This is a genomic window from Microbacterium sp. KU4F (assembly GCF_056868075.1).
This window is the reverse complement of record NZ_CP200324.1, coordinates 2,969,958-2,981,097: the sequence shown is the minus strand read 5'-3', so window position 1 is coordinate 2,981,097 and position 11,140 is coordinate 2,969,958. Positions and strand designations below refer to the sequence as shown.

The following is an 11,140-nucleotide window of genomic DNA, read 5'->3' as shown; positions in this document are numbered from 1 at the left end:
TATCCGCAGAGCCAAATGCGGCCCTCCCGCGGTCCGCCTCAGTATTGCTCGTGACGATCGAAAGGACCGTCTGAGGATACGGACAGGAAGGAAAACAGAGCATGACGAAGGCAAGGACACTGATCGGCGCGGTAGCAGCATTGCTATTGGCGGGAAGCGGAGCCGCGGCTGCACATGCAGATCCTGGCGGAGTTTCGCCAACCCCGTCCGGCACAGTCATTGTGAACGGGCATGAATTCGGGCCCGAGGACGGCGTCGAAGTGACGCTCGAGTCTTACGAGATGGTGCCGGGACAGGGACCTATCGGCACGGAATATCCGACCACGCTTCCTCCTGGAGAAGTCTCCACCAACCTCGTGTGGGGCTCGAGCTACGCATACGCGGAAGAGTTCGGCTACGTGGATTACCGCGGCACGGGGAAAGCAGCCGCCAACGTATACGAGGGTCAACGGATCGTCTCTGTCTGCTTCTATTGGACGCGCACCGACGGCTACAGGAGCGCGACGACCTGCTCCAACGCCAGCTTCGATGGAGGGTGGAACGCTGGTCCCGAAGTCATAGGCTGGGGGCAAGACACGCTCGTGTCAGATGCGCCGCCCACTATCTTCAACATCGAGACGACTCGAATCGACCCATCCGCACATTGGTGATCGACGGACGAGATGTCTCGTCGGGGCGGAGCGACTTTGTCCTCTGCCCCGACGGTCCTAACCTGACCGCAAGGCTCTGAATTCTTCTAGCGCGCGGAGCCGCGAACGCACAGAACCACAATGCCGAGAGCGCCCACAAACGCCATCGCTCCGAGAGCCAATACAGCCCCCGGCGTCGCAAACGCAAGCAGTGTGAGCGCCACGAACCCCACGATGGCCAGAAGAACGATTGCCACGAGCAGGCCAAGCATCGCCCGGACGAGTGTGCGAACTGCTCGGTGATGCCTCCGCGCATTGACGGCAACGAGGACGAGGACAAGCAGCGCCTGCCAGCAGCAAAAGACAACAACTGACCAGACCAGGCCGTAGGCCAGGTATGGACGTGTTTCAGGAAAGCGCTCAGCCAAGTGCGTCATTATCGCCGGAAGCAACCAAATCTCCGTCACCACGGAAACGGATATGCCGATCACCGCCGCGCCGACAAGTGACGTAGCCAGCCAGACACGCTGTTTGCCATCCGCCCGAGTCAGTTCCAGCACCATTCCCACAGGGTCGCACGCTCCCCACTCAGATTGGAAGCACTCTGACAGAGGGCCGAGCCACAGACCCATAAGCCACAACCTCCGTCACGTCTGTGGACTGGCGCCAGTGCGATCACTCGTCGACTGGTCGGCACGCCATCTGGAGGGCGACGGCCCGGCAGGGACATCCATCGACCGCCACGTCGCCCGGTATGACTGGCCGGCGAGCCGGTCTGGCCCCGCCGGGCTCGCGCTGGGCGCCCGCGTAGAATGGCGGAGTGAGCACCCCTTCGTCCGCGCCCCTGCCCGCCGGCACGCGCCCCGCACTGTCCGCCCTCGACGTGGTGGCGTTCCTGTGCGAGATCGGCGGCATCGTCGCCCTGGCGATCTGGGGCTTCGCGACGTGGGAGTTCCCCTGGAACCTCGTCGTGGGCATCCTCACCCCGGCCGCGGCCATCGTGTTGTGGGCACTGTTCGTCTCCCCCCGTGCCGTGTTCGCGGTGCACCCCTTCGTGCGCGCGGTCGCGGAGCTGCTCGTCTACGCCGCCGCGACCGCCGCCCTGTGGTCGCTCGGCCTCACCTGGATCGGCATCGCGTACGCGGTCGTCGCCGTCACGGTGGGCCTCGTCGTCGGACGCCGCCGCTTCGCATGACCGCATCGGTCGTCGACCTGCTGCGCGAGGCGCTCGGCGACCGGGTCGACACGACAGAGACCGCCCTCGAGGCGGTCCGCGCCGACAAGTCCGGGCACGCAGCCCCAGGCCGCGCCCTCGCCGTCGTTCACGCGGAGCGCATCGAGGACGTCCAGGCCGTGCTGCGCATCGCACGGGCCACCGGCACCCCGGTCGTGCCGCGCGGTGCCGGTACCGGCCTCGCGGGCGGCGCGAATGCGGGCGACGGTCGGATCGCCCTGTCGCTCGCTCGGATGAACCGCATCCTCGAGATCCGTCCCGATGACCTCCTCGCCGTCGTGGAGCCGGCCATCGTCAACGCCGACCTCAACGCCGAGCTCGCCCGCCACGGGGTGTGGTGGGCACCCGACCCCGCGAGCCGCGCGATCTCGACCGTGGGCGGCAACATCGCGACCGGTGCGGGCGGGCTCCTGTGCGCCAAGTACGGCGTCGTGCGCGACGCGGTCCTCGGCGTCGATGTCGTCCTCGCGGACGGCGAGCTCGTGCGCCTCGGCCATCGCAGCGTGAAGGGCGTCACCGGCCTCGATCTGACCTCGCTCATGATCGGATCCGAGGGAACGCTCGGCGTCGTCGTGGGCGCCACGCTCAAGCTGCGACGCCTGGTCGCCGGGCAGACGCACACGCTCACCGCATCCTTCGCCGACGTGCGCGCCGCAGCCGCGGGCGCGGCCGCCGTCACCGCCTCGGGCGTGCAGCCGGCGATCATGGAGCTCATGGATGCGGCGAGCCTCGCCGCCGTGCACGCTCTCTTCTCCCTCCCCGCGCCCACCGGCCGCGAGAGTCTGCTGACCGTGCAGACCGACGGGCCCACAGCCGCCGACGACGCCGCCCGGATCGCTCACGTGCTCGAGGGCGCGGGCGGCCGGGTGCGCCTGGCCGCGGACGAGGCGGAGGGCGAGGCGCTGCTGCAGATGCGGCGGTCGCTGCATCCGGCCATGGAACGCCTCGGCACGACGCTCATCGAGGACGTCTCGGTGCCGCGATCCGCGCTGCCTGCGATGTTCGACGAGATCGTGCGGATCGAGCGCGACTACGGACTCACGATTCCCACGGTGGCGCACGCGGGCGACGGGAACCTCCACCCCAACTTCGTCTTCGAAGGCCCCGAGGTGCCGGACGTCGTCTGGCGCGCGGCCGACGACCTGTTCCGTTCCGCGCTGCGGCTCGGCGGCACACTCACGGGCGAGCACGGGATCGGTGTGCTCAAGCGGCGATGGCTGCGCGACGAGCTCGGCTCACGCCAGTGGGAGCTGCAGCGCGACATCAAACGGGTCTTCGATCCCACCGGCATCCTGAATCCCGGCGTCGTCTTCGCCGACTGAGGCGGCCATGTCCCACTTGCCGCAATTTTGACCCCGGTCTTCTGCGGCAGGTGGGACATGCGATGCCGCAAGTGGGACATGCGATGCGGCACGTGGGACATGCGATGCCGGAAGTGGGAGACGCAGCGCTCAGAGTCCCTGCCAGTCGGGCTTTCCCTCCCAGCTGGCGCGGTAGTAGTCCGCCAGGCGCAGGCGAGATGCGGCGGCCTCGTCCACGACGACGGTGACGTGCGGATGCAGCTGGACCGCCGACCCCGGGACCATGGCGGTGACCGGTCCCTCGAGAGCCCCGGCGACCGCATCCGCCTTCTCCTGCCCGAAGGCGAGGAGCACGAGGTGCCGGGCCTCGAGGATCGTGCCGAGACCCTGCGTGATGCAGTGGCGCGGCACCTCGGAGGCATCGGCGAAGAACCGGGCGTTGTCCTCGCGGGTCTGTGCGGTCAGGGTCTTCACGCGCGTGCGCGACGCGAACGACGAGCCGGGTTCGTTGAACCCGATGTGCCCGTCGGTGCCGATCCCCAGGATCTGCAGGTCCACACCGCCGGCGTCACGGATCGCACGCTCGTACTCCTCGCCCGCCGCGGCGATCCCCGCCTCGCGGCCGTCCGGCACGTGGATGCGGGCGGGGTCCAGCCCCAGCGGCGCGACCACCTCGCGCGCGATCACCGAGTGGTAGCTCTCGGGATGCGAGGGATCCAGACCCACATACTCGTCGAGCGCGAAGCCACGGACCCGCGACACGTCGAGATCCCCGATGCGCTCGCGCAGCGCCTCGTACACCGGCAGCGGCGTGGAGCCCGTGGCCAGTCCCAGAACGGCGTCCTCCCGCATCCGGATCAGCCGCACGATCTCGTCGGCGACGATCGCGCCGCCCTCCTGCTTCGACGCGACGATGACGACTTCAGCCACGTGCGCTCACCTCCTGCTCGATTGCCGTTCCTCCGACGATCGCCGCTCCGACCGCCGCTGCCGGCGAACCGGCCGGCAGCACCCGCATCCGATCCGCCAAAGCGAGCGAACGCAGGAACGGGGATGCGACGGCGCTGCGCTCCAGCTCGATGCGGACCTCCGGGAGCATCCGGTCGGCGAGCGCGGTGAGGCCTCCGCCGAGGACGACTCGTTCCACGTCGGCCGTCAGCACGAGGATGCGCACGGCCGCAGCGACGGCGCGGGCGAGATCGCGGCGGATGACGGCGCCGAGCGGATCGCCCGCGTCCGCGGCGTCGAAGACGTCTCGCACCGGGAGGGCGGCGGGGCGTCCCCATCGGTCGGCGATCGCAGCTCCTCCGGCGAGTGCCTCGATGCATCCGCGACCGCCGCAGCGGCAGAGCGGGCCCTCGGGATCGATGCTGATGTGCCCGACCTCCCCGGCCGACCCTCCGGCACCGCGCCACAGCGCACCGCCGAGCACGATGCCGGCCGCGACGCCGGTGCCGAGGTTCAGGAACGCCAGGCTCGCCCCGGGCTGCTCCAGCGCCGCGGCTCCGAGCGCCGCCGCCTTGACGTCGTTCTCGACGTGCACGGGCAGCCCCAGCCGGGGAGCGACAGCGGCGGCGACATCGAGATCCGCCACGCCGAGGTTGAGTGCGTGGGTCACACGCCCCGACCCCGAACGCACCTGACCCGGCATCCCGATCCCGACCGACGAGAACTGCGCGGCGTCGATGCCCGGCAGAGTGCCGAGGGCGGCGACGGCGTCGGCGACGGTCTCCACCACGCCCACCGGGCCCCACAGGGTCGCGAGCCGCACCGAGGCGAGCACCTGATCCCGGGCGTCGACGACCACCGCATCGGTCTTGGTGCCGCCGACGTCGAGTCCGACCCTCATCCCTTCACCGCACCCGAGACCAGTCCCCCGGTCATGCGGTGCTGCACGATGAGGAAGAACGCGACGACGGGCAGCGCCATCAGGGTGGAGGCGGCCATGACCACGGACCAGTCGGTCGCCTTCGTGACCTGCACGAACGCGCGCAGCCAGATCGGCAGGGTCTGCGGATCGGGGCGGGTGAGGATGACGAGCGCGAACACGAACTCGTTCCAGGCCTGGATGAACGCGAACACACCGGTGGCGACGAGGCCCGGTGCGAGCAGCGGGAAGGTCACCCGCCAGAAGGCCCCGGTTCGGCTGCAGCCGTCGATCATCGCTGCTTCCTCCAGCTCCGCAGGCACGCCTTGGACGAAGCCGCGCAGGGTCCAGATCGTGAACGGGAGGACGATCGCCATGTAGACGAGACTGAGGCCGGCGATCGTGTTGACCAGCGCCCAGCCGTCGAGCACGCGGAAGGTCGAGATGATCATCGCCTCCGCGGGGATCATCTGTACGACGAGGATCGCGACGACGATGCTCTTGCGGCTGCGGAAGCGGAACCGCGAGAGCGCGACCGCCGCGAGGAACGCGAACAGCAGAGCCGCGACGAGGGTGATGCCCGTCACCGTCACCGAGGTTCCGAGCGCACCGAGGAAGCCGCCCTCACCGAGCGCCGTCGCGTAATTGCGCAGCGTGAACTGGTCGGGCCAGAAGTGGGGCGTCTCACCTCGCACGGCGGATGCGGGCAGCAGCGACGTGTTGACCATCCAGTACACGGGGAACACCGCGCAGACGATCACCACCAGGGCGGCCAGATTCAGCAGGACCCGGCCGGTGCGGGTGCGTGCGTGCGTGGTCATGCCTCCTCCTGACGGAGCATCGAGCGGATGTAGTAGCCGGAGATCACGAGCATGATCGCGACGAGGATCACCGAGATCGCGCCGCCCGAGCCGAGGTCGCCCGAAGCCATCGAGACGCTGTAGATGTAGACGCCGATGGTGTTCGTGTCGGCGCGGACGCCGCCGATGGTCTGCAGCGCGTAGATCTGCGCGAACACGCGCAGGTCCCAGATGACCTGGAGGATCAGGAGCACGACGAGGATCGAGCGCAGGTACGGAAAGACGATGAGGCGGAAGCGCGAGAAGGCGCCCGCCCCGTCCAGCTGGGCGGCCTCGAGCACTTCGTCGGGCACCTGTCCGAGCCCGGCGTAGACGGAGAAGGCGACGAAGGGGATCGCGCCCCACGTGATGATGATGGCCGCGACGGCGAAGAAGCTCAGCGGGTCGATGAGCCAGCTGTGGCCGGTCCAGTCGGTGCCGGTCAGCTGGGTGAGCGCGTAGTTGACGAGGCCGTACTGGGTGTCGAAGATCCAGCCCCAGACGATCGTGGCGGTCAGCGCCGGCATCGCCCAGGCCAGCAGCAGCGCGACCGAGACGGCCGTGCGCATGACGCGGCCGAGCTTGGTCATGAGCAGGGCGACCAGAACGCCGAGGACCATCGTCGCCGCGACGCAGACCACGCACAACAGCACGCTGCGCGCGAGCACCTGCCAGAATCCCGAGTCCGTGAGCACGGCGATGTAGTTGTCGAGACCGACGAAGGAGGGCGGTGCGCCGAAGATCTGCGCACGGCCGAACTCCTGGAACGACATGACGACCATCTGCACGAGCGGCCAGCCGATGAACACGGCGAGCATGACCAGCGCGGGCGAGAGCAGCAGAAGGGGGGTGAGTGCCAGGCGCCGCCGGCGGCGCGGAGCGGACGGCGGCCCGGACGCGATGACCGCGTCGACGGGCAGCTCGGTGGCGACAGCCATGGTGACTCCTGAGAACGGATGGGGGGGGTGGCGCCCCGCGAGGCTTCGAACCACGGGAAAGCCGGTCGCCCCGCGAGGAGCGCAGCGACGGGTCGAGACGAGAGCCGAGTCGAAAAGCGGGGCGACCGGCCAGCCGGCCGCCCCGCGTTCAGCGCATCAGCCGTTGAGGATGGATTCGATCTGCTCGTCGGCAGCGGCCGCGAGCGAGGCGACGTCGCCCCCGCCGGCGATGTTGACGAACAGGTCCTGCATGATGCCCTGCGCCTCCACATCCGCCCAGTTCGGCGATGCCGGCGTCAGCTTGGCATTGGCCGCAGCCGAGGCGATGACGGAGGCGAGCTCGGGCGTGGCGGCGGCGACCTTGTCGCCCAGCGACGTCTTGGCGGGCACGAGGCCCGCCTCGGCCAGGATCGTCTGATACTCGTCGCTCAGCATGATCTCCAGCGCGGACTTCGCCAGCTCCGGGTTCTTCGACTTGGCGGCGATGCCGACGTTGGAGCCGCCCGCGAACACCTGCGCGGCACCGCCCTTGGCACCGGGCAGAGCGAACTCGCCGGTCGTCTCGGCGACCGCGGTCGCCTGCTTGTCCTCGTCGGCGACGATCGACCAGTAGGCCCAGCTCGGCGCGGAATAGGTCGCCGCCTGCTGCGTGCGGAAGGGCACCCATCCCTCGGTCTCGTCGCCGTCCTTGGGCGCCAGAGACGCCTTCGTCATCAGCTCCTGCACCTGCTCGAGCCCGGCGATCGATTCGGGGCTGGACAGCTGGGCGTCCCAGCTGCCGTCATCGCTCTGGACGGCGACCTCGCCGCCGTTCTCCCAGATGAAGGGGAGCCCGTTGTACCAGTCCTTGCCGGGGAAGTACACGCCCGAGACGCCGGGGAGGGCTGCCGCGAGGGTCACGCCGTTCGACACGTACTCGTCGAGCGTCGTCGGCACCGAGACACCGGCCTGCGCGTACTGCGCCGTGTTGTAGAACACGACGCGGGAGCCCGAGTAGTAGGGGGCGGCGTAGAGGTCGCCGTCCCAGCTGCCGGCCTCGACGAATCCGGGCAGCAGGTCCGAGCCGCCCAGCTCGTCCTCGATGTCGCCCAGGCTCAGCAGCGCACCGCTCGAGGTGAACGCCGGGGCCTGCGTGTTGCCCATCTCCACCACGTCGGGGCTGTCGTTGGACGACAGGCTCGTGGTGAGCTTGTCGACGAGCCCGGTCCACTGCTGCTCCTCGATGACCAGCGTGGATCCGGGATTCTGATCCTCGAACGTCTTCACGAGATAGTCGCGGGCATCCTGAGGGGTGTCGGTGCCGACGAGCCAGACTCGGATCTGGGCGCTGCCGCCGCTCGACGTGCCGCCCCCTGTCCCCGCGCATCCGGCAAGCGCAATCGCCGATGCGCCCATCAGGGCGACGGCTGGGAGGAACTTCTTCATGTGCTGTCCTCTGTTCTCGATGATGAGACCGTGAGCACCGGCGGCGCTCCCGGGAAGGTCCTGTCAGGAGACGCCGAGCGTCGCCGACAGGACCATGACGGCCGCACCGCGCAGGACGATGTCCTGGCCCTGCTCCGTCATCCGCACCCGGACGCCCTCGTGGAAGGGGGCGAGTGTCCGCGTGCGGAGGGCCTCGGCGGTGGCCTGCGCAAGCACACCGCCGAGGAGTTCAGGGGGGCCGGAGAGAACGATCTCCGACAGATCGAGGGCGCCGACGACCGGGGCGAGCGCGATGCCGAGCCGCTCCCCCGCATCCCGAAGGACCGTGTCGTGCTCGCCGGGGGCGGCCGCATCCGCTCTGGCCGTCAACGCTGGCACGGACAGCCAGGCCTCGAGGCAGCCGACCTTGCCGCACGCGCAGAGCGGGCCGCCGTCGGTGCCGACGGTCACGTGACCGATCTCGCCCGCGGCGAAGCGGCTGCCGCGCATGGGCTGCCCGCCGGCGAGCAGGCCCGATCCGACGCCGCTGCCGACCTTCACCAGCAGCACGTCGTCGCCGGAGCCGCCGAACGTGTACTCCGCCAGCACGGCGGCGTTCGCGTCGTTGGCGACGAGCACCTCGAGACCGAGCGCCTCGCTCAGCACTCCCTCGAGATCGAAGCCGGCCCACCCCATGTTCGGCGCCGTGAGCACGATGCCGCGGTCGTCGATGACGCCGGGCGTGCCGACCCCGACGCCGAGCACCGGCGCCTTCGCGTCGGCCACGAGCCGCTCGGCGAGCGAGATGACAGCCGCCAGAACCTCGGATGCGGCGGCCGGATGCGGCGTCTCGGCGCGCGCGACGATGTCGCCGTCGAGAGTCAGGACGGCACCGATGAAGGCATCGCTGCCTGACAGATCGAGCCCGACGATGCGGTGACCCGCCCGGTCGACGTCGACGAGCATGGCCGGCTTGCCGGGGCGGCTGCCCTCACGCATCCCCTTCTCGACGACGAACCCGTCGCCGATCAGTTCGGCCACCAGGTCCGAGATCGTCACCCGGGTGAGTCCGGTCTCCCGCGACAGATCAGCGCGGCTCATCGCACCGCGGTGGAACAGCGTCTGCAGCACGAGCGAGCGGTTGTGTCCGCGTGCATGCTCGGGCAGGACCTTCACTCCCGTGCGCAGCGCGCGTCCGGGGGCGAAGGCGCCGCCACGAGTGGTCGTGTGGGTGTGCGCGGGCTCGGAGAGGGAAGCGCCGCGCTGCACTTCCGATGCAGTCATGTTTGTTAGTACACCTTACGAACAAACATGATGCAAGCATCCTGCACGCTCGTCACACGACTGTTACACGGCGCCGTAATCGGAACGTTGTCGGAGATCGGACTCTGACCACGCCTTTATCAGACTTGCTCGCGTACCCTGGGAAGACACAGCACACGATGCACGGGGGTGAGAGTGTGACGGATCTGGTAACCGGACCGCACGCACAGAACGACACGGCGGCGGACGACACCGACGCCGGGTCCGGCGACGGCGCGACGCCCGTCTACGCGTGGGCCCCCGAAGAGCCCAAGCCTCGCAAGCGCCACCTCGGTCTCTGGATCGGCATCCCCTCCGGCGTCCTCGCGATCGCGGCCGTCACGGCGTCGCTCGTGCTGATCGCTCCCGGCACCGCCGTCGCCGGCGTGCCGATCGGCGGCTTGACCGTCGGCGGTGCAGCCGACGCGCTGACATCCCGCCTCGCCGGGGCGACGGTGGTGCTCGACACCCCCGACGGCGAGGTCACGGTCACCGGCGCCGCGCTCGGTGCCTCGATCGACGCACGCACGATCGCCGAGCAGGCCTTCGACGCACACCCCCTGTGGAACGTGACCCAGTGGAACTCCGAGCCGCTCGTGGCGGACGTGACACTCGACCCGGCCGTCGCCACCGAGGCCCTTCGCGAGGTGGCCCCCGGCGCGTACACCGACCCCACCGATGCGACGGTGACGTTCGACGCCGCGACCGCCACCTACGTGTCCTCGCCCGAGAAGGTCGGAGAGGGCATCGACCTCGAACAGGTGCGCACCGCCCTGTCCGAGGCGTTCTCCTCCGGCGGCGGTCGAGCCACGATCGAGGCCTCCATCGTTCCGGTGGATCCCGCCATCACGACCGCGGATGCCGAGGCCTCGGTCGCACGACTGAACGGCATCCTCGACACGATCGGCTTCTACGTCGGCGAGGAGCGCACCGTCCCTGTGGACCGCGCGCTCGCGGCATCGTGGCTGAAGCTCGGCACCGAGGACGGCAAGCTCACCCTCTCCGCCGATGCCGACGCCATCCAGCAGACGGTCGCCACGCTGGCTCCGCTCGTGAACCGCGCGCCCGTCGACGCCACCGTCGTCACCAACGCCGCCGGCGACGTGCTCCGCGACCTCACGCCGGGCGCCGCGGGACGCACGCTGGGCGACACCTCCCAGGTGGCCGACGACTTCGCCGCCCAGCTCGCCGCCGGCGACGCGGTGTATCAGCTGCCGGTGACCGAGGCTCCGTTCGCCACGACGGCGCTTCACCGCTACTCCGACGTGAACCTCAGCACGCAGCGGGCGACCTTCTACGAGAACGGACAGGTCGTCAACAGCTGGCCGATCTCGTCCGGACTCGGCGCGAACGCGACTCCGACGGGCGAATTCACCGTGTTCGCGCACGTGCGGATGCAGGACATGGGCTGCACGCCCACGTCGACCTACTGCACGAAGGACGTCCCCTGGGTCACCTACTTCGCGCCGGACATCGGATTCCACGGCACGTACTGGCACAACAACTTCGGCCACCCGATGAGCCACGGCTGCATCAACATGCCCATCGACCAAGCGGCCTGGGCGTACGAGTTCCTCTCGAAGGGTTCCGAGGTCTCGGTCCACTACTGAGCCGTACAACGAGGAA

Annotated in this window: 11 protein-coding genes; 4 read left to right on the top strand and 7 right to left on the bottom strand. The window is 69.5% G+C overall.

Going from position 1 to position 11,140, the window contains the following annotated elements; all coding sequences use genetic code 11:
- Positions 1-101: 101 nt before the first annotated feature.
- Positions 102-650, top strand: coding sequence for a hypothetical protein (locus AC1VNH_RS14835; protein WP_483112275.1), 549 nt, complete (start codon positions 102-104; stop codon positions 648-650).
- A gap of 86 nt (positions 651-736) precedes the next feature.
- Here the strand turns inward: AC1VNH_RS14835 and AC1VNH_RS14830 are convergent, their stop codons facing one another.
- Positions 737-1,192 (bottom strand): hypothetical protein, encoded by a 456-nt coding sequence (locus AC1VNH_RS14830; protein ID WP_483112274.1) that lies wholly within the window; start codon positions 1,190-1,192, stop codon positions 737-739.
- A gap of 257 nt (positions 1,193-1,449) precedes the next feature.
- Between AC1VNH_RS14830 and AC1VNH_RS14825 the strand changes: the two genes are divergently transcribed.
- Positions 1,450-1,824 carry a YrdB family protein gene (locus tag AC1VNH_RS14825; RefSeq protein ID WP_483112273.1) on the top strand — a complete coding sequence of 125 codons (375 nt, stop codon included), beginning with the start codon at positions 1,450-1,452 and terminating at the stop codon, positions 1,822-1,824.
- A complete protein-coding gene (locus tag AC1VNH_RS14820) occupies positions 1,821-3,185 on the top strand; it encodes an FAD-binding oxidoreductase (protein WP_483112272.1) in 1,365 nt (454 codons plus the stop codon). The genes AC1VNH_RS14825 and AC1VNH_RS14820 overlap by 4 nt, the downstream gene beginning before the upstream one ends.
- A 129-nt stretch (positions 3,186-3,314) precedes the next feature.
- On the opposite strand, the gene nagB is transcribed toward AC1VNH_RS14820, so the two are convergent.
- From nagB to AC1VNH_RS14790, 6 genes are all read right to left on the bottom strand, one after another.
- Entirely contained in the window at positions 3,315-4,094 is a 780-nt protein-coding gene (gene nagB / locus AC1VNH_RS14815; RefSeq protein ID WP_483112270.1) for a glucosamine-6-phosphate deaminase, read from the bottom strand.
- Positions 4,087-5,013: an ROK family protein gene (locus AC1VNH_RS14810; RefSeq protein ID WP_483112269.1), complete on the bottom strand. Its 927-nt coding sequence runs from the start codon at positions 5,011-5,013 to the stop codon at positions 4,087-4,089. The genes nagB and AC1VNH_RS14810 overlap by 8 nt, the downstream gene beginning before the upstream one ends.
- Positions 5,010-5,852, bottom strand: coding sequence for a carbohydrate ABC transporter permease (locus AC1VNH_RS14805; RefSeq protein WP_483112268.1), 843 nt, complete (start codon positions 5,850-5,852; stop codon positions 5,010-5,012). Before AC1VNH_RS14805 ends, AC1VNH_RS14810 begins: the two co-directional genes overlap by 4 nt.
- Entirely contained in the window at positions 5,849-6,808 is a 960-nt protein-coding gene (locus AC1VNH_RS14800; RefSeq protein ID WP_483112267.1) for a carbohydrate ABC transporter permease, read from the bottom strand. The genes AC1VNH_RS14805 and AC1VNH_RS14800 overlap by 4 nt, the downstream gene beginning before the upstream one ends.
- A 156-nt stretch (positions 6,809-6,964) precedes the next feature.
- Positions 6,965-8,233 (bottom strand): extracellular solute-binding protein, encoded by a 1,269-nt coding sequence (locus AC1VNH_RS14795; protein WP_483112266.1) that lies wholly within the window; start codon positions 8,231-8,233, stop codon positions 6,965-6,967.
- Between the two features lie 63 nt (positions 8,234-8,296).
- Complete coding sequence (locus tag AC1VNH_RS14790; protein ID WP_483112265.1) at positions 8,297-9,496, bottom strand: ROK family transcriptional regulator; 1,200 nt, start codon at positions 9,494-9,496, stop codon at positions 8,297-8,299.
- Between the two features lie 176 nt (positions 9,497-9,672).
- Between AC1VNH_RS14790 and AC1VNH_RS14785 the strand changes: the two genes are divergently transcribed.
- Positions 9,673-11,124: a L,D-transpeptidase family protein gene (locus AC1VNH_RS14785; protein WP_483112264.1), complete on the top strand. Its 1,452-nt coding sequence runs from the start codon at positions 9,673-9,675 to the stop codon at positions 11,122-11,124.
- Positions 11,125-11,140 lie beyond the last annotated feature (16 nt).